We start from the raw sequence: 22549 nt of genomic DNA, 5'->3' as shown, positions 1-22549 counted from the left end.
TAATTAAATTGCCAATCATTAAGACTAAAGGTAAATGGATAATCATGATTAAAAAAATAGACTCAACCGTAATCGATAAAATAAAGTCACTTAAAATAAGCACATCAACCATTATTGATATATTAGATGGGCTTAAATCCGGTGATGTATTATCTCATCAGTTATTATCTTTAAATATTACTCATTATTACACTGTAGGACAGGCTTATACTGTTCAATGGAAGCTTGTTAAAAAAGGGAAAAGTATCACGGATGAACAGCCCTCAACTTGGGAGCAAGTACGCCAGTTTCTTGTACCTGAACTGAACTCTGCTGATGGGCTCGTATACGTGGCTGGCGCAGGAGATTTACTCAAGCATGCAGCACTGGCAGGAGGAATGAGCTGTACCTATTTTCAAAAGTTGGGATTTAATGCCATCATCCTAGGAGGAGCAGTAAGAGATATCAGTGAGCTTAGAGAGCTCGACATCCCAGTCATTGCAAGTAACATCATACCGTCAGATACACAGGGGGCTTACTGTGTCAGTGAAACAGGCACTAGCTGTAGAATCGAAGATAACATTATACATACTGGAGATTTAATTATTTCCGATGAAAATGGCTCTGTCGTTATCCCATTTAATTTAATAGACCAAGTAATTAATGAGGCAATTTCAATTAGTAGTACTGAAAATACAATGTTAGCAAAAATAAAATCTGGACAGCGATTGCCAGAGTTAATCAACGAAACAGGAAGAATATAAATTAGCGAGAGGTAATAATATTATGTTTAACATCCATACATTAGGACCTAAAGATACAAATTGTGAAAAAGCCGCCCATTATTGGTTAGAGCAAAAAAAACTTCATGGAAATGTCATACTTCATGAAACTTTGGAAGATGCAGTAGAAAAAATAAAAAAAGATACAGACTGTATTTTACTCGGTTGTATTGTTTATCCTTATTTACATAATATTGTTTTTAAAAATTTAAATTTATTAAAATTAACAGATTGTTTTGTAATGGATACACATAATATGTTATTTGCTAGTCGATTCAATGATTTTAAGAAAATTAAATCCGTAGGTTCGCATCCTGCACCTAAAGATTTAATTTCTGAAATACATCATTTAAATCCCAGCATAGAGTCTATTTTATTTAATTCAAATAGTGAATCTGCATTACAGTGTGCAAAAGGCACGGTGGATGCCTGCATTACAACGCTTAAAGCTGCCGAAAGTAATCACTTAACTATCTTGCATGATTTTGGTCCCGTACCTATGGGATTCTCTATTCATACAAAAATCAACTAATCATATCTTTCATCCAAAAATAAGGGTGCATCATGAGTCTATTTTTATCGAATGAAATGACCTCCTACGATATGGATCTGAACCGTAGTGAAGGTGAAGAAAGTAAAATACAAGCAAAGTTTATCCATGGCACTGGCTTTACCATGGCATTTTGGACATTTAAACCACATGCAATCATTCCTGAACATGTGCATGAACATGAGACTGCAACAACTATCTTAAAAGGCTCATTACGTTTAACGGTTGATGGAAGAACTGTGTATTTACATGCTGGTGACTCTTTTATCATTCCCTCTTGGGCAACCCATGATGCTGAAGCACTTGAGCCATCAGAAGTTATCGATGTGTATACGCCTATCAGAGAAGACTATCTGGCAAGACAAAATGGATCTATTGAAACCTACCTTAACACTTCCCAGAAGAAAGCTGACTGTTCCTAGGCGGTATTAATATCTTAAGATTATTTTTCATCTGAATTTAAAGCAGCATTATTGCCCATATAGGGCAGCTACTTGCCTTAAATATATTGAGATAATTAAACCATTAAAGATGCATTTAGTATCTTTATAGGATGTTATTGTCTTTTTTGACCTAATGCTCTATTTCAAATAGTAACTATGAAACGCTAGAAATACCAAGATATGCCTAGTTTCATAGTTAAGGAGTGGATATGTTACATTCTTTCGATTATGACGTCATTACGGGAAAACATGACGATATTTTTAACACTGAAGGCTATCCTTTCTTTAAGAAAAACTCGTTAACTTCATGGTCTCCATCTTCATGGAAAGATTTTCCCATTGAGCAAAACCCAGAATATCCTGATCAGTGTGCTTTGCAATATTATCAAACTCGTCTAAAAAGCTATCCGCCCCTCGTACTCGCTTCGGAAATTAGACATTTTAAAAATGTACTTTCCCTCGCCACAGAAGGTAAAGCATTTATATTACAAGGAGGTGATTGTGCAGAATCCTTTGATAGTTGCAAATCCACAGTAATCAAAGATCTCATTTATACTTTTGGTCAGATGTCTGGATTAATACATCAATCAATTAAACTACCTATTATCAATATTGGCCGAATTGCAGGACAATATGCGAAACCTCGTAGTAACCCATTTGAAACCCAGGATGGGGTCGACCTACCTAGCTACCGAGGTGAGATTATTAATGGACTAGACTTTACTGATGCGAGTCGAACACCTGATCCCCATAGAATGTTGAATGCATATTACCATTCATCTGCAACGCTGAATTTAATTAGAGCAGTGAACTCATCTGATTCCCCCGAGTACTCATATCGCTGCAATATAAAAATTTATCCTGGGTCAACTGAACAGTCTCACTATATACATTTTTTAGAAGAGCTTTATCGAACCTCTAGCTATCTTTCTAACAAAGATAATGCCTCAAAATCTATGTATATCAGCCATGAAGCATTATTACTTCCATATGAAGAATCAATGACACGGCAGGATTCCAGCGACCAAAAATGGTATAACTGTTCAGCTCATATGGTCTGGGTGGGTGAGAGAACGAGAGATATCAATCAAGCACATATTGAATACTTAAGAGGTATAGAGAATCCTATTGGTATTAAATGTGGCCCTAAAATGAGTTCAGAAACCCTTATAGAACTGATTAATAAATTAAACCCTAACAATGAATTAGGAAAAATAATTTTGATTATCAGAATGGGGGTTAATAATATTCTGGATTCATTACCTAACTTAATCGCGTCCGTAAAAAATCACGGAGCTCCCGTAATTTGGATGATTGATCCAATGCATGGGAATACAAAGGGTACAAATAGCGGATATAAAACAAGGCATTTTTCAGATATGAAAAATGAAGTTTTACAATTTATCAGTGTATTAAAAAATGCAGGAATACACCCCGGTGGGCTACATTTAGAGATGACAGGAAAAGATGTCACTGAGTGTACAGGTGGGCTTCAAGAAATCAATACCAACGATATCTCTTATAAGTATCAAACATTGTGTGATCCTAGACTAAATAGAATGCAGTCACTTGAGTTAGCTTATTTTCTTGGTCAAAACTGGTAATAACACGGACTAAAACGACGATCTACACTCTTTACCATATCAACAAATAACTCATACAAAAAATCTCCCTGTCGTATAGGGAGATTTTTATCATAAAAATGAGTTAATACTTCATTTAACCGTAACAGCCAACATCTTTTCGGTTTGTACCCACTCATCAACGAGTTTATAAAGTAAACTTGGCTCACGCTGGCTTTCAAACTGTAATTTTTTAAATTCATTTTTATCATTCGGACTATATTGAGATAGTAGCTTCTCTAACATAGAACGTTTTTCAATAAATCGCGTACCAATTTTCAACGATCGATATAAAGCGATAGCAACTAATAAACTTAATACAACAGCTCCAATCGTAGCGATAAGACTATTATCCATTCCTAAATAATTTTTCATCATCACAAACAGAGAAAGCGGAATTAAAAATATCACTAACAAGGAAAGGATTAGCGCACCATCCTGACCATTATTAAATTCATTTTCTTGCTGTTTATTAACAGAAATAATCTGCTCAAAAATTTCACTATTCTTATTTTTCATTTTATCCACCTATTGGATGAACATAAATCCATCCTTTTAGCTACACAATGACTTGATTAGATAAAAATAACCATTTTTAATAGTATATTATCAATACAATTAAACATCAATTTAACAAAATTAATCTATTGTTTTTACATTTGATCGTATTCTTATCTATAAACGTGGTGCTTATAAGGTTAGGGAGGGTACTAAAAGCTATGGCGGGTAAACAATGATTAGTATTATTTCAGTGATCTTTAAACGCAAAAAAGCCACCCAATGGGTGGCTTCTCGGCTAATTTAATGTCTGGCAGTTCCCTACTCTCACATGGGGAGACCCCACACTACCATCGGCGCTACGGCGTTTCACTACTGAGTTCGGCATGGGGTCAGGTGGGACCACCGCGCTATTGCCGCCAGACAAATTCTGTTTATTCCCGTTTAAGTTTTTTCTTAAACCAGAATATCAATCCTGAACAAGCTGCTGTGTCCTTCACCTTTCGGCTTCTCACTCGCTATTGAATCAACTTAATCTCTCAATCTCTAAAACACCTTCGGTGTTGTCAGGTTAAGCCTCACGGTTCATTAGTATTGGTTAGCTCAACGTATCGCTACGCTTACACACCCAACCTATCAACGTCTTAGTCTTAAACGTTCCTTTAGGACCCTTAAAGAGTCAGGGAAGACTCATCTCAAGGCAAGTTTCCCGCTTAGATGCTTTCAGCGGTTATCTCTTCCGCACTTAGCTACCGGGCAATGCCATTGGCATGACAACCCGAACACCAGTGGTGCGTCCACTCCGGTCCTCTCGTACTAGGAGCAGCCCCTTTCAATCTTCCAACGCCCACGGCAGATAGGGACCGAACTGTCTCACGACGTTCTAAACCCAGCTCGCGTACCACTTTAAACGGCGAACAGCCGTACCCTTGGGACCTACTTCAGCCCCAGGATGTGATGAGCCGACATCGAGGTGCCAAACACCGCCGTCGATATGAACTCTTGGGCGGTATCAGCCTGTTATCCCCGGAGTACCTTTTATCCGTTGAGCGATGGCCCTTCCATTCAGAACCACCGGATCACTAAGACCTACTTTCGTACCTGCTCGAGCTGTCACTCTCGCAGTCAAGCTGGCTTATGCCTTTGCACTAACCGCATGATGTCCGACCATGCTTAGCCAACCTTCGTGCTCCTCCGTTACTCTTTGGGAGGAGACCGCCCCAGTCAAACTACCCACCAGACACTGTCCGCACCCCGGATAACGGGGCGACGTTAGAACATCAAACATTAAAGGGTGGTATTTCAAGGTTGGCTCCACGCAGACTGGCGTCCACGCTTCAAAGCCTCCCACCTATCCTACACATCAAGGCTCAATGTTCAGTGTCAAGCTATAGTAAAGGTTCACGGGGTCTTTCCGTCTTGCCGCGGGTACACTGCATCTTCACAGCGAGTTCAATTTCACTGAGTCTCGGGTGGAGACAGCCTGGCCATCATTACGCCATTCGTGCAGGTCGGAACTTACCCGACAAGGAATTTCGCTACCTTAGGACCGTTATAGTTACGGCCGCCGTTTACTGGGGCTTCGATCAAGAGCTTCTCCTTACGGATAACCCCATCAATTAACCTTCCAGCACCGGGCAGGCGTCACACCGTATACGTCCACTTTCGTGTTTGCACAGTGCTGTGTTTTTAATAAACAGTTGCAGCCAGCTGGTATCTGCGACTGGCTTCAGCTCCATGGGTAAACCATTTCACCTAATGCCAGCGTGCCTTCTCCCGAAGTTACGGCACCATTTTGCCTAGTTCCTTCACCCGAGTTCTCTCAAGCGCCTGAGTATTCTCTACCTGACCACCTGTGTCGGTTTGGGGTACGATTAATGATAATCTAGAGCTTAGAGGCTTTTCCTGGAAGCGGGGTATAAGCTACTTCGCCACCGTAGTGACTCGTCATCAGACCTCAGCATATAGTGAACCGGATTTGCCTAATTCACCTGCCTACATCCTTAAACCGGGACAACCGTCGCCCGGCCAGCCTAACCTTCTCCGTCCCCCCATCGCAATTATCACCAGTACGGGAATATTAACCCGTTGCCCATCGACTACGCATTTCTGCCTCGCCTTAGGGGTCGACTCACCCTGCCCCGATTAACGTTGGACAGGAACCCTTGGTCTTCCGGCGTGCGGGTTTTTCACCCGCATTATCGTTACTTATGTCAGCATTCGCACTTCTGATACCTCCAGCATGCCTCACAGCACACCTTCACAGGCTTACAGAACGCTCCCCTACCCAACAATATTTACATATCGCTGCCGCAGCTTCGGTGCATAGTTTAGCCCCGTTACATCTTCCGCGCAGGCCGACTCGACCAGTGAGCTATTACGCTTTCTTTAAATGATGGCTGCTTCTAAGCCAACATCCTGGCTGTCTGAGCCTTCCCACTTCGTTTCCCACTTAACTATGACTTTGGGACCTTAGCTGGCGGTCTGGGTTGTTTCCCTCTTCACGACGAACGTTAGCACCCGCCGTGTGTCTCCCGTGATAACATTCTTCGGTATTCGTAGTTTGCATCGAGTTGGTAAGTCGGGATGACCCCCTAGTCGAAACAGTGCTCTACCCCCGAAGATGAGTTCACGAGGCGCTACCTAAATAGCTTTCGGGGAGAACCAGCTATCTCCCGGTTTGATTGGCCTTTCACCCCCAGCCACAAGTCATCCGCTAATTTTTCAACATTAGTCGGTTCGGTCCTCCAGTTAGTGTTACCCAACCTTCAACCTGCCCATGGCTAGATCACCGGGTTTCGGGTCTATACCCTGCAACTTATTCGCCCAGTTAAGACTCGGTTTCCCTACGGCTCCCCTATACGGTTAACCTTGCTACAGAATATAAGTCGCTGACCCATTATACAAAAGGTACGCAGTCACCCTGATAAATCAAGGCTCCCACTGCTTGTACGTACACGGTTTCAGGTTCTATTTCACTCCCCTCGCCGGGGTTCTTTTCGCCTTTCCCTCACGGTACTGGTTCACTATCGGTCAATCAGGAGTATTTAGCCTTGGAGGATGGTCCCCCCATATTCAGACAGGATAACACGTGTCCCGCCCTACTCGTCGAGTTCACAACACTAACATCTTCAGATACGGGGCTATCACCCTTTACTGCCGGCCTTTCCAGACCGTTCTCCTGATGCTAATGCTGATTAAGACTCTGGGCTGCTCCCCGTTCGCTCGCCGCTACTAGGGGAATCTCGGTTGATTTCTTTTCCTCGAGGTACTGAGATGTTTCAGTTCCCTCGGTTCGCCTCGTTTGACTATGTATTCATCAAACGATAGTGCAACGAATTGCACTGGGTTTCCCCATTCGGATATCGTCGGTTATAACGGTTCATATCACCTTACCGACGCTTTTCGCAGATTAGCACGTCCTTCATCGCCTCTGATTGCCTAGGCATCCACCGTGTACGCTTAGTCGCTTAACCTCACAACCCGAAGGTGTCTTCTTACAACGAGTGACTGCGCTTCATGATTTCGGCGTTAGTCCGTGCTCGCAATGCTCACATACTATTGTATGCTGCGCTTGCTGTGCGCGGGCTGCCTTGAACTCATGTCGCTCGTCGACTCGAATGTTCACAGAACATCTTCAAGTTGAGATTTTTGAGAGACTCTCACATTGTTTAAGCGATAAACAATGTGCGTTGTTTTCAATTTTCAGCTTGTTCCAGATTGTTAAAGAGCATAATTATTCGCAATAGACTATTTCTAATCTATTCTGAATAATCAGAAAAATTTATGGTGGAGCTAAGCGGGATCGAACCGCTGACCTCCTGCGTGCAAGGCAGGCGCTCTCCCAGCTGAGCTATAGCCCCATAAAGGTATTTCCAGTATCGATTCTCTCACTAAGAAAGAATTTTGAGTTAAATTGAATTTAGGCAAGGCATAACTTGGCGACGTTTACATTTGGTAAACGAGCTGAGTTATAACGAAGCATCAATTCGATTTTGGTAGGCCTGAGTGGACTTGAACCACCGACCTCACCCTTATCAGGGGTGCGCTCTAACCACCTGAGCTACAAGCCTATCGATACCGTTACTCTATTTCATCAGACAATCTGTGTGAGCACTTCACAAAAACACTTCAATGGTAAGGAGGTGATCCAACCGCAGGTTCCCCTACGGTTACCTTGTTACGACTTCACCCCAGTCATGAATCACAAAGTGGTAAGCGCCCTCCCGAAGGTTAAGCTACCTACTTCTTTTGCAACCCACTCCCATGGTGTGACGGGCGGTGTGTACAAGGCCCGGGAACGTATTCACCGTAGCATTCTGATCTACGATTACTAGCGATTCCGACTTCATGGAGTCGAGTTGCAGACTCCAATCCGGACTACGACGTACTTTATGAGTTCCGCTTGCTCTCGCGAGGTCGCTTCTCTTTGTATACGCCATTGTAGCACGTGTGTAGCCCTACTCGTAAGGGCCATGATGACTTGACGTCATCCCCACCTTCCTCCGGTTTATCACCGGCAGTCTCCTTTGAGTTCCCACCATTACGTGCTGGCAACAAAGGATAAGGGTTGCGCTCGTTGCGGGACTTAACCCAACATTTCACAACACGAGCTGACGACAGCCATGCAGCACCTGTCTCAGAGTTCCCGAAGGCACTAAAGCATCTCTGCTAAATTCTCTGGATGTCAAGAGTAGGTAAGGTTCTTCGCGTTGCATCGAATTAAACCACATGCTCCACCGCTTGTGCGGGCCCCCGTCAATTCATTTGAGTTTTAACCTTGCGGCCGTACTCCCCAGGCGGTCGATTTAACGCGTTAGCTCCGGAAGCCACTCCTCAAGGGAACAACCTCCAAATCGACATCGTTTACAGCGTGGACTACCAGGGTATCTAATCCTGTTTGCTCCCCACGCTTTCGCACCTGAGCGTCAGTCTTTGTCCAGGGGGCCGCCTTCGCCACCGGTATTCCTCCACATCTCTACGCATTTCACCGCTACACATGGAATTCTACCCCCCTCTACAAGACTCTAGCTGACCAGTTTTAGATGCCATTCCCAGGTTAAGCCCGGGGATTTCACATCTAACTTAATCAACCGCCTGCGTGCGCTTTACGCCCAGTAATTCCGATTAACGCTTGCACCCTCCGTATTACCGCGGCTGCTGGCACGGAGTTAGCCGGTGCTTCTTCTGTTGGTAACGTCAATCGTTGATGATATTAGCATCAACGCCTTCCTCCCAACTGAAAGTACTTTACAACCCTAAGGCCTTCTTCATACACGCGGCATGGCTGCATCAGGCTTGCGCCCATTGTGCAATATTCCCCACTGCTGCCTCCCGTAGGAGTCTGGGCCGTGTCTCAGTCCCAGTGTGGCTGATCATCCTCTCAGACCAGCTAGGGATCGTCGCCTTGGTGAGCCATTACCTCACCAACTAGCTAATCCCATATGGGTTCATCCGATAGCGCAAGGACCGAAGTTCCCCTGCTTTGCTCCTGAGAGATTATGCGGTATTAGCTACCGTTTCCAGTAGTTATCCCCCTCTATCGGGCAGATCCCCATACATTACTCACCCGTCCGCCGCTCGTCAGCGAGAAGCAAGCTTCCCCTGTTACCGCTCGACTTGCATGTGTTAGGCCTGCCGCCAGCGTTCAATCTGAGCCATGATCAAACTCTTCAATTAAAAAGCTTGATGCTCAAAGAATGTTACTGTCGTTTGATTTCCGAAGAAACCAAATTACCTATTAGTTCATATATATGAATTAACGTGTTAGTCACTCTTCAAGACTTAAAATCAAATATTTTTTTGATAGTGTCCTGTGAGTGCCCACACAGATTGTCTGATAAATTGTTAAAGAGCGGTGCGACTTAATCTTTCGATTTTCGACTTTAGGTCGTTGTCGCGAGGTGTCGTATACTACGTTTTTTATTTAGAAAGTCAAGCGATTATTTTCAACTATTTTCTTTCTTCACCTCTGTTATCACGGGGCTTCGAGGTTTTCTTCGAACCGGTTTGTCGTGACAACGGATGCGCATTATAGGGAGCTGCCAAAATCTCGCAAGTGTTTTTTTACATATTTATTTCGTTCGCGTTTTTTTTAGCCAAATATGACTTAATAGCGTAAATTACTACTGTTTTTTGACTATTTCAGCAGCAATAATTGATTTACTCACGTAACATATCATTGATTAGTATCTGTATGAGATGAATTATGGAATTGAGCAAGCAACAAAATGCCTCACAAAAAAACCTCTCTTTTATTATTGCGCGGAGTCTTGGAGAGCTAATATTAAAAGGCACCTACTTATCTGACTCTATTCTTCCCAGCGAATTAGAATTATCAAAGCAATTTAATGCCAGTCGAACCGCTATAAGAGAAGCCATTAAAACATTAGCTGCAAAAGGCATGGTTTTAGCTCGTCCTCGAATTGGTACACGAGTCATGCCCGCATCTAATTGGAACTTTCTCGACCAAGACTTATTAAATTGGTGGATTAACAGCGAAGAAAAATCCGTGGTGATTAAACACTTTCAAGTTGTTCGCCTCGCCATTGAGCCCCAAGCTTGCTATCTCGCTGCACTGAATGCCACAGAAGAACAAAAACAGTCTCTGCAATTACTATCAAATGAAATGGTAACCTTAGAAAAAGAGTTCGATAGGCCTCACTGGATAAAAGTTGATTTTCGTTTTCATCTCACTATCTATCGTGCGTGCTGTAATCCATTTTTAATTTCGTTCGCTAATCTCTTTAGGTCGGTGTACCAGCTTTATTTTGATGCAATAACAGAGAATGATGCGATTGAAGTGGAACTTCATCAACAACTTGCCGATGCTATTATTAATGGCAATAGTCGTGAAGCTTACGATCTCTGCTATACCTTATTAACGACAATGAACAAATAAGCTAACAGAACGAATTCGCTCACCAAATTTATCGATAGGTAACGGATGTTTAAAACTGCTAAAAATATGTCGGGTTTGCCATGGATTGCCGCGATGGCTTTCTTTATGCAAGCGTTAGATGCCACGATATTGAATACGGCACTGCCCGATATCGCCAAAAGTTTGCATCACTCCCCATTAGCGATGCAATCTGCCGTGGTGAGCTATACCCTAACCGTTGCACTTTTAATCCCGGTGAGTGGCTGGTTTGCCGATAGGTTTGGTACTCGACGTATCTTTATTATTGCAGTTTCTCTATTTTCTTTAGGGTCATTGCTCTGCGCGCTTTCCCCTTCATTAACTGTGCTAGTTATTTCTCGCGTTATCCAAGGAATCGGCGGGGCGATGATGATGCCCGTAGCGCGACTCGCATTAATTCGGGCGTATCCGCGCAGTGAACTTCTGCCTATTTTGAATTTTGTCACCATCCCTGGATTAGTCGGCCCCATCTTAGGACCTCTATTAGGTGGTATTCTCGTCACCTATGCTACATGGCATTGGATATTCATTATTAATATCCCTATTGGTGTACTTGGGATTGTGTATGCATTAAAGCATATGCCTGATTTTAAAATGCCAAAACGCAAGTTTGATACCCTTGGATTTATTTTATTTGGGTTTGGCTTGGTCATGCTCTCAGTCAGTCTGGATCTGTTTGGCGACAAATCATTATCTAGCTATATACCGTTAGCGATAGTTCTGGGCGGTTTTCTTTGTCTTCTTCTTTATATACTTCATGCAAGGCGCATTAAGCACGCCATTATTCCGCTCAACTTATTTAAGACGAGAACCTTTTCCATTGGTATTAGCGGCAACATCGCCACTCGATTAGGAACTGGAAGCATTCCATTCTTAATGCCATTGATGCTGCAAGTGGGGTTTGGCTATGAAGCGGTGGTGGCGGGAATGATGATGGCTCCGCTGGCTATTGGGTCTATTACGGCAAAATCCGCAGTCACAAAAATTCTAACGCGATTTGGATACCGTAATACACTATTTACTGTCACGGTGATTATTGGGTTGATGGTCTCGCAATTTTCGCTGCAATCTCCAGATATGTCGATTTACCTGCTTATCGTTCCGTTGTTTGTTTTAGGTATGGTGATGTCCACCCAGTTCACTGCCATGAATACCATTTGCTTAGCGGACTTAACGGATAATAACGCCAGTGCCGGCAACAGCATGTTAGCGGTAACTCAGCAACTTTCGATTAGCTTTGGGATAGCGGTAAGCGCCACCATTTTGAGCTTTTTTGATAATCAGCCAAATAGTAATGTCGTGGATAACTTCCATTACACCTTTATTGCGATTGGGGCTATCACGTTCATTTCTGCCTTTGTATTTCTATTGCTCAGTAAAACCGATGGCGATAATTTAATAAAAGGCAAAAAGTCCGAGAAAACGAAAAATTAGCGTTTTTTCACCGATTGGCGTTCCACTAATTTTGGTGTTAATACTAAAATTGATGGTTCCGCATCTGGGTTATCCATCCGATAAATAAGTTGGTTAACCGCTTGCTGTCCAAGTTCATCTTTTGGCTGATGAACAGTAGTAAGTGGTGGGATCATATAAGAAGAGAGTGCAATGTCGTCATAACCAATAATGGAAATGTCGTCAGGCACTTTCATGCCTTTTTGGTAAATCGCTTGGTAAGCACCGACCGCCATTGCGTCATTCCCCGCAAAAATGGCATCAGGGGGATTCGGTAGCGCTAAGAGTTTATTCATCGAATCAAAACCACCTGAAAACTCAAAATCACTAAAGATAATATATTCTTCATAGATATTGAGGGATGCCGCCTTCATAGCATGAAGGAAACCTTGATAACGCGCTTGTGCGGGGGATTTATCTTGAGGACCTGCAATACAGGCTATTCGAGTAAAACCCGCATCAATTAAATGACGCGTGGCAATTTCACCGCCCAGGAAAGAGTTATCCTGAATAATATCCCCGGCTGATTCAAACGGAGACCAATCCATCATCACTGTAGGAACTGATGGATAACGGGAAAATACGACTTTGGATGGCCCCTGAACCTCGGTACACATAATCAAAAGCCCATCGACGCGTTTTTGCAAAAGGGTTTCTAAGCTATGATCCATCCGCTTAAAATCCCCTTCGGTGTTACACAGGATCAAACTGTAACCCAATTCGTAGCAACTACGTTCTACACCACGCACGACTTCCGCATAAAACGGGTTGTTACTGGCGGTCAGTAACATTCCGATGGTATTGGTGCGGTTCATTTTCAAACTTCTCGCTAAGGCCGATGGCGCATAGTTGAGTTGTTCAATGGCACTTTTTACCCGTGAAGTGACGCTTTCGCTAACATAGCGATTTTGGTTGATAACATGGGAGACGGTGGATGTTGACACGCCTGCAAGGCGAGCAACATCTTTCATTGTTGCCACAAATTAATCCTATTGAAGAAGAAACTGGTCTATTTCATTACGCCATGGAACAGAAGGTTGTGCGCCGGGACGCGTCACTGCAATTGCGGCAGCCGCATGGGCAAAGATAATAGCATCTTCATCGGGCTGACCTTCAAGTAGCGCAGTTACATACGCCCCATTGAATGTATCACCTGCTGCAATGGTGTCCACCGCTTTCACTTTAAAGCCCGGAATTATTTTGCCTTGCTTGTCAGATTCACTGTACCAAACCCCTCTGGCACCCAATGTAATCATCACTTTATGAATGCCTTTTTGATGCAGTGCTTGCGCTGCTTTTTGTGCGCCGTTTTCATCATTAACAGCGATACCTGTTAAATGCTCCGCTTCCGTTTCGTTTGGCGTGATCACATCCACCAGCGACAATAGTGAATCAGGCAACGCTTGTGCAGGCGCTGGGTTTAAGATCACTTGGGTTTGATGTTGACGCGCAATCTCAGCGGCCATTTGGACTGTTTCAATCGGGGATTCAAGCTGCATCAATAGTGCATCGGCGTCGATAATTTTTTGCTGATACTCTGCTAGTCGCTCTGTGGAAAGATGACCATTTGCCCCAGCATTAATCCCAATAATATTTTCGCCTTGCCCGTTCACATAAATCAGTGCAACACCCGTTGTTTCGCCAGCAACTGAATCAATACAATCAATCTTTATGGCATCTTTTTGCAGTTGTTTTTTGATGCTGACACCAACATCATCATCACCAACACAAGCAATAAATGTAATATCAGCACCACTACGACCTGCGGCGACCGCTTGGTTCGCGCCTTTACCGCCGAAAGCAACTTGGTAACTATCACCTCTTACTGTTTCACCTGGCTGGGGAAACTGTTGCACATTGAGAATGTGGTCAACGTTGATACTACCTAAAACAACCAGTTTAGCTGCTGCCATCACATTTATGTCCTTTTGCTACGCAATTAAATAAACCGCCGCTAAACTCACGGCGATTTATCAATCTTATTGTTTTATCAAGGATAATTACTTTATATAGATTTATTGTTTTACCACGAGTTCTAATTCAACGGGAACTGTTGCTTCGACTTTCTCGCCTTTTAATACTTTATCTGCGATCTGTACCCCAACAATACCAATTTGATCTGGGCGCTGAGCAATCGTTGCACCGAGTTTTCCACCTTGAACCGCTTTGATACCGTCATTTGTACCATCAAAGCCAACCACTAAAACGTCATCACGACCAGCAGTTTGTAATGCTCTTAACGCGCCCAGAGCCATTTCATCATTTTGTGCAAAAACAGCCTGAACAGCAGGGTGCGCTGTCAGTAAGTTTTGCATAACGTTCAAGCCTTTAGTTCTGTCGAAATCCGCTGGCTGGCTGGCTAATACGTTGAATTTATGTTCTTTCGCACCCGTATTGAAACCTTCACCACGTTCACGAGCTGCTGAAGTGCCAGAAATTCCTTCTAATTGAATGACTTTCGCATCATTGCCCGTTTTCTTGGCGATAAAGTCTGCCGCCATTTTTCCGCCCATGCGGTTATCAGAGGCAACATGGCTCACCACTTCACCTTTGTTAGCGGCGCGGTCTAAAGTAATCACTGGGATTTTCGCTTTATTTGCCATCAGGATAGAATTCCCCACAGCATCAGAGTCAGTTGGGTTGATCAGCATTAATTTGGTGCCACGTACCGTTAAATCTTGGACGTTCGCTAATTCTTTCGCTGGGTTATCTTGAGAATCCAAAACAATCAATTCATAACCCAGTTTGTCCGCTTCTTTTTGTGCAGCATCTTTCATGGTCACAAAGAATGGGTTGTTCAGGGTTGAAATAACCAGCGCGATGCTCTCTTTGGCCATCGCGTTCACACTGACGGTTGCTGTTAGTGCAAAAGCGGTAAATAAAGTCGCTAATTTGTTCAGTTTCATAAGAAAATTCCTGTCGTTATCGGGTAGGGGTCTGAATCACTATTTTTTGTTATCAACAAGTACAGCTAATAAAATCACAACGGCTTTTACGATCATTTGGTAGTTCGAGGAAATACCTAATAAGTTCAAACCATTGTTTAAGAAACCAAGGATCAGCGCACCAATCAGCGTACCAACAATGCGCCCTTTACCACCAGCAAGGCTTGTGCCACCCAGTACCACCGCAGCAATCGCATCCAGTTCATAACCGTTACCCGCCATTGGCTGAGCTGAAGATAAGCGTGCAACTTCAATCACACTCGCCAGCGCTGCTAATAAACCACACAGGGAGTAAACGATAATTTTAATTTTATCGACATTAATACCGGATAAGCGGGTCGCTGATTCATTTCCGCCTAATGCATAGATATAACGACCTAAGCGAGTGTGGTGTAGCATGTACCATGCCGCAGCAAACACAATAACCATTAACCATACAGGGGTAGGTATACCTAACGGGCGACCGATACCAAACCAACCAAATAAATCGGCATTATCACTAAAACCCGTATTGATTGGGCTACCATCGGTATAAACACGAGTTATACCTCGCAGTAATAACATCATGACCAATGTGGCGATGAAAGCTTGGACTTTACCTTTTGCGACAATCACCCCTGTGCACGCCCCAATTGCAGCACCGAGCGCTAATGCTCCCGCAACGGCAACAAAGGCGTTCACTTCAGCGCCGACCATCGATGCGGCTACCGCGCCGGTTAATGCCAGCAGTGATCCCACAGACAAATCAATGCCCGAAGTCAGAATCACTAATGTCATTCCCACCGCCATAATCGCGTTCACAGAAGTCTGTTGCAGGATATTAAACAGGTTGTTGACCGTAAAAAAGTTGGGACTTAAGGTTGAAACAATCGCAATTAATACTAATAGGGCGATTAATGATTTTTGCTCCATTAGCCATGCTTTGCTGAAGTAGCGTTTTGATGGTGCGGTTGTTGAACTCATGCTGTTAACTCCTGAACTGAGCCGTAATTTTTACCGACTGCGGCCGCCATTAAGGCTTCCTGCGTTGCTTCTTTGGCAGAGAACTCGCCGCTGATATGCCCTTCATGCATAACCAAAATGCGATCGCTCATCCCAATCACTTCAGGCATTTCTGAAGATACAAGGATGATACTCAGCCCTTCTTTTTTAAATTGGTTGATTAGTTGGTAGATCTCTTTTTTTGCCCCGACGTCGACACCACGGGTTGGCTCATCGAGGATAAGCACTTTCGGTCGTGTCATTAATCCACGGGCAATAGCTACTTTTTGCTGGTTACCACCAGATAAGTTGCCAATAATTTGGTCCATGGATGGGGTTTTAATATTAAATAAGCGGATAAAATCCCCCACGGTCATTTGCTCTTCACCATGTTTTAATGTGCCGCCAAAGTGGCTGAAGTAACCTAATGCCGTTAAGGACATATTTTCTTTTACTGACATCCCCAGAACTAAACCATCGCGCTTACGGTCTTCCGAAATATAAACGATGCCGTTATGCAAACCATCTTGTGGGGTTTTTAATGTAATGTTTTTACCTTCTAACTGGATATTGCCGGATTTTTTCGGGGCTGCACCGTAAATGATTTTCATCAGCTCGGTACGTCCTGCCCCCATCAAACCCGAAACACCTAAAATCTCACCGCTTTTTAGCGTGAAGCTGGCATTGGTGACACCGGGGCCAGAAACATTTTCAACTTGAAGACGAATATCGCCAACAGGTACATCGACTCGCGGATACTGATCTTCCAGTTTGCGTCCTACCATCATCTCAATCAGTTTTTCTTCTTCTAATTTACTGACCTGCTTTTCACCAATAAATTGACCGTCACGAAAAACCGTCACATCGTCGCAAATTTCGAAGATCTCTTTTAAACGATGAGAGATATACACAATGCCACAGCCTTGGGATTTTAAATCCTCAATCACGCGAAAGAGTGAGGCGGTTTCGGTATCGGTAAGTGCGTCCGTCGGTTCATCCATAATGATGACTTGAGACTGAAAGCTGAGAACTTTGGCAATTTCCACCATTTGTTGTTCACCGATGGATAATTCGGCGATGGTTTGGTGGCTATCGTAATCAAGGTTTAATCGCTGAAGCAGTTTGTCTGACTCGCTGAACATTTTTTTCCAGTCAATTTTGCCGAATTTGTTCACAAATTCGCGACCTAAAAAGATGTTTTCAGCGATGGTAAGTTCAGGAATTAAATTCAGTTCTTGGTGAATGATCCCGATCCCCGCTTCTTGGGAACTTTTCGGGCCATTAAACGCCACTTCTTTACCAAGGTAACGGATCGCGCCCGCGTCTTTGTTGTAGATCCCCGTGAGCACTTTCATCATGGTGGATTTCCCCGCACCATTTTCCCCCACCAGCGCCATAACTCGACCAGGGTAGACTTTTAAGGCGGCTCCCGAGAGGGCTTTTACACCGGGAAAGGCTTTATCAATGCCGATAAGTTCTAATAAAGGTTGCATGGTCACCTCAGAAAGTCACACCAGAACAAAGAATAATATTAGCGTATGGTGAACATTCCCCTGTTCGGATCACGGCTTTGCTTTCATGAGTGTGTTGCTTGAAATGTTCATGACTGCAATAGATGACTTCAATGTGGTTTCCCTGTGCCGCTTCCAATTCATGAAGATGGGCTAAAATGGCTTTTTCCATTTGCGGATTTATTTTGCTGATTTCTTGAGCAAGTATCACTTTTTCTACCTGCATTTCTTGGGTGACCACTCGCAAAACAGACATAAAATCCGGTAGTCCTTGCGTCACTGCGAGGTCAATACGTTCAGCGCTGGCAGGAATTGGCAGGCCGGCATCACCCAGCGTGATATGGTCGGTATGACCGAGTTTTGCAATCACGGAAGCAACATTTGAGTTAAGCAACATACCTTTCTTCATTCTTACCACCGTTTTTAGTCTGTTTTTTCTACTTTTTGATTTCTGCTCGTTACGAGCGAAACGTTTCGCTTATACAATAATAGTAAAGAATAGTCACAACTCAATGTTCTTATCTTGGTTTTGTGATCACTATCGAAACGTTTCGTTAGCCTATTTTTACGCATAAAAAGCTAACTTATTGAATAAGTTGTCGCTGAATCGTTCCTGCTTAATTAATGCCCAGTTGATTGTTACAACCTAAATTTGTTGCTCTTTATCCTAAATAACATCAAAGAAAAATCACAAAACTGATTGCACAATGAATAAAAGGACGGATAACCTAGCAATAGCTTGGTCAATAACCATCTCCCTCTAACCCTTAGACGAGTTATTTAGAGAAAAGGAACACCTTATGCAATTAGCAGAACGGATAGCCCAATTAAGCAACTACCTTGAAGGTGGTTTGTATGAACGTCAGCAAGCTATTCGTTTATGTTTGCTCGCCACGCTCAGTGGGGAAAGTGTGTTTTTGCTGGGACCTCCAGGGATAGCGAAAAGCTTAATTGCCCGCCGCATGAAATATGCCTTCCGCCAAGCGAATGCGTTTGAATATTTAATGACTCGATTTTCTACCCCTGAAGAGATTTTTGGACCGCTTTCCATTCAAGCCTTAAAAGATGAAGGGCGTTATGAGCGTTTAACCAAAGGATACCTGCCCGATGCGGAAGTGGTATTTCTGGATGAGATTTGGAAAGCGGGCCCTGCCATCTTAAATACCTTACTGACGGCGATAAATGAACGCAAATTCCGTAATGGGGATGAAGAGAAAAATATCCCAATGCGCTTGTTAGTCACAGCATCCAACGAGCTACCCGATGCGGATAATAGCCTTGAGGCGCTATTTGATAGGATGCTGCTACGGATTTGGCTGGATAAAGTTCAAGAGAAACAAAATTTCCGCGCACTGCTGACAGGCAAATCTCAGAAAGAAGAGAATTTGGTTCCTGATCACCTAAAAATCAGTGAAGAAGAGTATTGTGAGTGGCAAAAAGAAATTCCCAAGGTTTCGCTGCCCGATCACTGTTTTGAATTGATTTACCAATTACGCCAACAAATTGATGCCACAGAGAAGAATCTGTATGTCTCTGATAGACGGTGGAAAAAAGCCGTTTATTTATTGCAGGCTAGCGCTTTCTTTAATGGTCGAAACTCAGTTTCACCGTTGGATATTGTGCTGCTCAAAGATTGCCTATGGCACGATATGCAGTCAATGAGCCTACTGCCACAATTACTTAAATCGTTAGTTCAGGAAGATGGCTGGCAGCAGCGCAAATTCACGCGAGAAATTGAGCAAGTTTACCAACAGTGGATGTCATCCACCCAAGATCAAAATAACCAAGATGCTTTTAAAGTTTTAAAAAATAATGCGATGTTTGCACGAAAAGCCTCTTATGTGTTACCAGAGAATATTAGCGAAGGGCGTGTAACTCTATTTTTGCATCGCCCATTACAGCTGCATAATATGAAAGTGACCTTTATTACCACCGAGAAAAAATCACTGGTGAATTTCCTTAATAAAGGAACCACCTTATCGGCTCATCTTAATGGAATTGGTTTCGCACAAGAGTTAGCGGCTGAAGTGAATAATTTAAATCAAATCCAACTGTTGGATGTTAGCCATCAAGCATCAACCTTATATTTACAAGATAAAAGCGCAGCCACCGCGCCGACAACCAATAATAAAGAGTGGCTAGATAAGCTTGATGCCATCCAAAATGAGGTCCAAGGGGCGAAATACCAGTTTGAGAAGCAGCAACCGAACCTGTTTATCGAGGCACACTGGCTAGCGGATGTTGAAGAGAGCTTTATTAAACTTAGCGATAAACTGACCCAGCTCCGCCAGCAAATTATGGGAAAGGTGGCTAACTCATTATGATGAGCCTAGCGTCCCTCGAATTATTGCTTTCAGTGAATGAAAGCCAGCTGATTGAAGAGATTATTATTTCTCTTCTCGCCACCCCACAGCTAGCGATTTTCTTTGAAAAGCATCCTCGATTGAAAAAGGCGCTATTAAAAGATCTCTCCAGTTGGAAAAAAGACCTTAAACAGAAGCTGCAAGATGCGTTAGTTCCTCAGCAACTTTCAGAGGAGTTTGGGCTATATCAGAAGTCATTAGGCATCCCCACGGATACGTTTTTCACGCAATTACCTGATGTGATAGCACGGCTCGAGCAATTAGATTCCCCGTTTTACCGTGAAGCTGTGCAGCTGCAAAAAGGAAAAATTGAAAATCGCAGTGCGCGACAATCTTTGATTGTTCAACGTTGGCGTATTAGTTTGATTTTGCAGGTGACTACATTACATAAAGAACTTTTAGAGCAAGAAAAAGAGCAACTGCTGGCGGAATTACAGCGCCGTTTAGCTCTGAGTGGAAACCTTGAGGATATTCTAGGGGAAAATGAACGTTCCTCTGGGCGATTATGGGATCTGAGTAAAGGGTTTAGTAACCCAGCGTCTTATAATGATCAATTAATTGCTCGCTACAGTGATTTTTTGCGCCAGCAACCCGAGCTGGAAAAAATTGCTCAGTTACTGGGGCGTAGCCAATCTGCCAAATCTATTCTTGATGACAATGTGATCCTTGAACCGATGACGGTGATGGAAAAAGTCCCTGAAACTGTCCCCGAGCAAGTGAATGGCCTAAATCAGAGTGACGATATTCTGCGGCTATTACCGGCAGAGCTTGCGATGTTAGGGCTCGAAGATATTGAATTTGAATTCTACCGAAAGTTATTAGAGAAGCAGCTTATTACCTATCGCTTACAAGGGGAAAGCTGGCAAGAACGCAAAGTTTTACGTCCCGTGACCCATCATCAACATGAAGACCAGCCCAGAGGGCCATTTGTAGTATGTATCGATACTTCAGGTTCGATGGGTGGAATAAATGAACGCTGTGCAAAAGCATTCTGCCTAGCCTTAATGAAAATCGCGCTGGCGGATAACCGAGCCTGCCATGTCATGCTGTTTTCCACCGAAATTGTTCATTATGACCTTCTCTCCGCGGATGGCTTAGAGCAGTGTATGCGCTTCTTGCATCAAACATTCCGTGGTGGAACCGACTTGGCGGCATGTTTACGAGAAACAACGGTAAAATTGGAGTCAAAACAGTGGAGTGATGCCGATGCGGTTGTTATTTCGGACTTTGTGGCTCAACGCTTACCGGATGAGTTAATTCAGAAGATTAAATCCCTTCAGAAGATTGGTAAATACCGCTTCCATGCGGTATCCGTCTCAAATTATGGGAAGCCCGGTATCATGAAGATATTTGATCATATCTGGCGCTTTGATACAGGGCTAAAAAGCCGACTACTGCGCCGTTTTAATCGCTAATTACAGCATATCTTCAACAGTTTCAGCCATTTCTGGTGACCAAACACCACACTGAACTTGACCGATATGTTGACGTTGCAGCAGTAACATCACTAAGCGTGATTGGCCAATACCACCACCGATAGATTGTGGCATTTCACCTTTGACTAACGCTTGATGCCATTCCAGCTCCATACGTTTTTCATCACCCGTTAATCCGAGCTGGCGGGTTAAGCACTCAGGGCTTACACGGATCCCCATTGAAGAGATTTCAAATGCGTCTTGCAATACTGGGTTCCAAACAATGATGTCACCGTTTAAGCCTTTGAAGCCATCTTCGTTTTCGGTTGTCCAGTCATCGTAGTCTGGTGCACGCACATCGTGGGATTCACCGCTTGACAGTTTTCCGCCGATACCGATTAAGAATACCGCTCCCAATTCTTTCGCAATCGCACGCTCACGGCCTTTTGCGTCTAAGTCAGGGTAACGTTTTAGCAGCTCTTCACTGTGGATAAAGTGAATTTGGTCTGGCAGGAACGGTGCCAGTCCAAATTCTTTACTTACGGCAGCTTCTGTTTCTTTTATTGCCTTATAGATTTTACCCACTGTCTGCTTCAGATAAGGAAGTGTACGATCCTCATCTGCCATCACTTTTTCCCAATCCCACTGATCAACATAGACGGAGTGGATTGGGGTTAAGCGATCCTCGTCTGGACGTAACGCTTTCATGTGTGTGTACAGGCCTTGACCTTCGCTGAAACCAAAACGACCTAAGGTTTTGCGTTTCCATTTAGCCAAAGAGTGAACCACTTCAAACGTTGCACCAGGAATTGATTTCACTTTTACTTGAACTGCTTTTTCGCAGCCTGATAAGTTGTCTTGTGTACCATCACCTAAACGGCTCAGGATAGGGCCTTGAACTTCAATTAAGCCAAGCTCTTTTTCAAGTAAACGTGAGAAATAGGATTTAACAAAGCTGATTTGTTGCTGATGTTCGATAAATGACTTGTCCATAATATTACCCATAATTTGTTAGCTGTAATTAGCCGATGTGTAGATTAAGCAACAAAATGAGGTATAAATTCAATATCCATCATTAAAAAAAGCCTT

General features: G+C 43.4%; 16 protein-coding genes, 2 tRNA genes and 3 rRNA genes. 8 read left to right on the top strand and 13 right to left on the bottom strand.

Features of this window, described 5'->3' with window-relative positions; translation table 11 throughout:
• Positions 1–44: 44 nt before the first annotated feature.
• The 4 genes from LDO73_RS00355 (at position 45) to LDO73_RS00340 (ending at position 3358) form a co-directional block, all read left to right on the top strand.
• Positions 45–743 carry an RraA family protein gene (locus tag LDO73_RS00355; RefSeq protein ID WP_224059694.1) on the top strand — a complete coding sequence of 233 codons (699 nt, stop codon included), beginning with the start codon at positions 45–47 and terminating at the stop codon, positions 741–743.
• A gap of 22 nt (positions 744–765) precedes the next feature.
• Positions 766–1293: a prephenate dehydratase domain-containing protein gene (locus LDO73_RS00350; protein ID WP_224059693.1), complete on the top strand. Its 528-nt coding sequence runs from the start codon at positions 766–768 to the stop codon at positions 1291–1293.
• A 32-nt stretch (positions 1294–1325) separates the two neighbouring features.
• Positions 1326–1733 carry a cupin domain-containing protein gene (locus LDO73_RS00345; protein WP_006814017.1) on the top strand — a complete coding sequence of 136 codons (408 nt, stop codon included), beginning with the start codon at positions 1326–1328 and terminating at the stop codon, positions 1731–1733.
• A 230-nt stretch (positions 1734–1963) separates the two neighbouring features.
• The gene (locus LDO73_RS00340; RefSeq protein WP_224059692.1) at positions 1964–3358 is read left to right on the top strand and encodes a 3-deoxy-7-phosphoheptulonate synthase class II; all 1395 of its coding nucleotides are present in this window, start codon (positions 1964–1966) and stop codon (positions 3356–3358) included.
• Between the two features lie 111 nt (positions 3359–3469).
• On the opposite strand, the gene LDO73_RS00335 is transcribed toward LDO73_RS00340, so the two are convergent.
• From LDO73_RS00335 to LDO73_RS00310, 6 genes are all read right to left on the bottom strand, one after another.
• A complete protein-coding gene (locus tag LDO73_RS00335) occupies positions 3470–3895 on the bottom strand; it encodes a hypothetical protein (protein WP_224059691.1) in 426 nt (141 codons plus the stop codon).
• Positions 3896–4182: 287 nt separating this feature from the next.
• Positions 4183–4298: ribosomal RNA gene (rrf, locus tag LDO73_RS00330) — 5S ribosomal RNA — on the bottom strand.
• A 143-nt stretch (positions 4299–4441) separates the two neighbouring features.
• Positions 4442–7350, bottom strand: a 23S ribosomal RNA gene (locus tag LDO73_RS00325).
• Between the two features lie 311 nt (positions 7351–7661).
• Positions 7662–7737 (bottom strand) — tRNA-Ala (locus LDO73_RS00320).
• Between the two features lie 133 nt (positions 7738–7870).
• Positions 7871–7947 (bottom strand) — tRNA-Ile (locus LDO73_RS00315).
• Between the two features lie 65 nt (positions 7948–8012).
• A 16S ribosomal RNA gene (locus tag LDO73_RS00310) occupies positions 8013–9553 on the bottom strand.
• Together the 16S, 23S and 5S rRNA genes with 2 tRNA genes alongside form the textbook arrangement of a ribosomal RNA operon.
• A 529-nt stretch (positions 9554–10082) precedes the next feature.
• On the opposite strand from LDO73_RS00310, the gene LDO73_RS00305 reads away from it, so the two are divergent.
• Entirely contained in the window at positions 10083–10775 is a 693-nt protein-coding gene (locus LDO73_RS00305; RefSeq protein ID WP_224059690.1) for a FadR/GntR family transcriptional regulator, read from the top strand.
• 45 nt (positions 10776–10820) lie between these two features.
• Positions 10821–12227 (top strand): multidrug transporter subunit MdtD, encoded by a 1407-nt coding sequence (gene mdtD / locus LDO73_RS00300; RefSeq protein ID WP_224059689.1) that lies wholly within the window; start codon positions 10821–10823, stop codon positions 12225–12227.
• Here the strand turns inward: mdtD and rbsR are convergent.
• The 6 genes from rbsR to rbsD form a co-directional block, all read right to left on the bottom strand.
• Complete coding sequence (gene rbsR, locus LDO73_RS00295; protein ID WP_423810862.1) at positions 12224–13225, bottom strand: ribose operon transcriptional repressor RbsR; 1002 nt, start codon at positions 13223–13225, stop codon at positions 12224–12226. The genes mdtD and rbsR overlap by 4 nt on opposite strands.
• Before the next feature lie 9 nt (positions 13226–13234).
• A complete protein-coding gene (gene rbsK / locus LDO73_RS00290) occupies positions 13235–14158 on the bottom strand; it encodes a ribokinase (RefSeq protein ID WP_224059688.1) in 924 nt (307 codons plus the stop codon).
• A 102-nt stretch (positions 14159–14260) separates the two neighbouring features.
• Entirely contained in the window at positions 14261–15151 is an 891-nt protein-coding gene (rbsB, locus tag LDO73_RS00285) for a ribose ABC transporter substrate-binding protein RbsB (RefSeq protein WP_108479110.1), read from the bottom strand.
• Positions 15152–15190: 39 nt separating this feature from the next.
• Positions 15191–16153, bottom strand: a complete 963-nt coding sequence (gene rbsC, locus LDO73_RS00280) for a ribose ABC transporter permease (protein ID WP_224059687.1) — start codon at positions 16151–16153, stop codon at positions 15191–15193.
• Positions 16150–17664 carry a ribose ABC transporter ATP-binding protein RbsA gene (gene rbsA, locus LDO73_RS00275; RefSeq protein ID WP_224059686.1) on the bottom strand — a complete coding sequence of 505 codons (1515 nt, stop codon included), beginning with the start codon at positions 17662–17664 and terminating at the stop codon, positions 16150–16152. Before rbsA ends, rbsC begins: the two co-directional genes overlap by 4 nt.
• Positions 17665–17671: 7 nt before the next feature.
• The gene (rbsD, locus tag LDO73_RS00270; RefSeq protein ID WP_224059685.1) at positions 17672–18091 is read right to left on the bottom strand and encodes a D-ribose pyranase; all 420 of its coding nucleotides are present in this window, start codon (positions 18089–18091) and stop codon (positions 17672–17674) included.
• A gap of 391 nt (positions 18092–18482) precedes the next feature.
• Between rbsD and ravA the strand changes: the two genes are divergently transcribed.
• Together ravA and viaA are read left to right on the top strand one after the other, a co-directional pair.
• Positions 18483–20006 (top strand): ATPase RavA, encoded by a 1524-nt coding sequence (ravA, locus tag LDO73_RS00265; RefSeq protein WP_224059684.1) that lies wholly within the window; start codon positions 18483–18485, stop codon positions 20004–20006.
• On the top strand, positions 20003–21460 hold the full coding sequence (viaA, locus tag LDO73_RS00260; RefSeq protein ID WP_224059683.1) for an ATPase RavA stimulator ViaA: 1458 nt from the start codon (positions 20003–20005) through the stop codon (positions 21458–21460). Before ravA ends, viaA begins: the two co-directional genes overlap by 4 nt.
• Here viaA and asnA read toward each other — a convergent pair whose 3' ends face one another.
• On the bottom strand, positions 21461–22453 hold the full coding sequence (gene asnA / locus LDO73_RS00255; RefSeq protein WP_154603240.1) for an aspartate--ammonia ligase: 993 nt from the start codon (positions 22451–22453) through the stop codon (positions 21461–21463).
• Between the last annotated feature and the right edge of the window lie 96 nt (positions 22454–22549).

The organism is Providencia alcalifaciens (assembly GCF_915403165.1).
Taxonomy (GTDB): domain Bacteria; phylum Pseudomonadota; class Gammaproteobacteria; order Enterobacterales; family Enterobacteriaceae; genus Providencia; species Providencia alcalifaciens_C.
Note: the sequence above shows the minus strand (reverse complement) of the source record. Positions and strands in the feature narration are given on the sequence as shown.

Excerpts from the sequence above, each read along its gene's own strand:
- LDO73_RS00355 (WP_224059694.1), top strand. The coding sequence starts at position 45 with ATGATTAAAAAAATAGACTCAACCGTAATCGATAAAATAAAGTCACTT.
- LDO73_RS00350 (WP_224059693.1), top strand. The coding sequence starts at position 766 with ATGTTTAACATCCATACATTAGGACCTAAAGATACAAATTGTGAAAAA.
- LDO73_RS00345 (WP_006814017.1), top strand. The coding sequence starts at position 1,326 with ATGAGTCTATTTTTATCGAATGAAATGACCTCCTACGATATGGATCTG.
- LDO73_RS00340 (WP_224059692.1), top strand. The coding sequence starts at position 1,964 with ATGTTACATTCTTTCGATTATGACGTCATTACGGGAAAACATGACGAT.
- LDO73_RS00335 (WP_224059691.1), bottom strand. The coding sequence starts at position 3,895 with ATGAAAAATAAGAATAGTGAAATTTTTGAGCAGATTATTTCTGTTAAT.
- LDO73_RS00305 (WP_224059690.1), top strand. The coding sequence starts at position 10,083 with ATGGAATTGAGCAAGCAACAAAATGCCTCACAAAAAAACCTCTCTTTT.
- mdtD (WP_224059689.1), top strand. The coding sequence starts at position 10,821 with ATGTTTAAAACTGCTAAAAATATGTCGGGTTTGCCATGGATTGCCGCG.
- rbsK (WP_224059688.1), bottom strand. The coding sequence starts at position 14,158 with ATGGCAGCAGCTAAACTGGTTGTTTTAGGTAGTATCAACGTTGACCAC.
- rbsB (WP_108479110.1), bottom strand. The coding sequence starts at position 15,151 with ATGAAACTGAACAAATTAGCGACTTTATTTACCGCTTTTGCACTAACA.
- rbsC (WP_224059687.1), bottom strand. The coding sequence starts at position 16,153 with ATGAGTTCAACAACCGCACCATCAAAACGCTACTTCAGCAAAGCATGG.
- rbsA (WP_224059686.1), bottom strand. The coding sequence starts at position 17,664 with ATGCAACCTTTATTAGAACTTATCGGCATTGATAAAGCCTTTCCCGGT.
- rbsD (WP_224059685.1), bottom strand. The coding sequence starts at position 18,091 with ATGAAGAAAGGTATGTTGCTTAACTCAAATGTTGCTTCCGTGATTGCA.
- ravA (WP_224059684.1), top strand. The coding sequence starts at position 18,483 with ATGCAATTAGCAGAACGGATAGCCCAATTAAGCAACTACCTTGAAGGT.
- viaA (WP_224059683.1), top strand. The coding sequence starts at position 20,003 with ATGATGAGCCTAGCGTCCCTCGAATTATTGCTTTCAGTGAATGAAAGC.
- asnA (WP_154603240.1), bottom strand. The coding sequence starts at position 22,453 with ATGGACAAGTCATTTATCGAACATCAGCAACAAATCAGCTTTGTTAAA.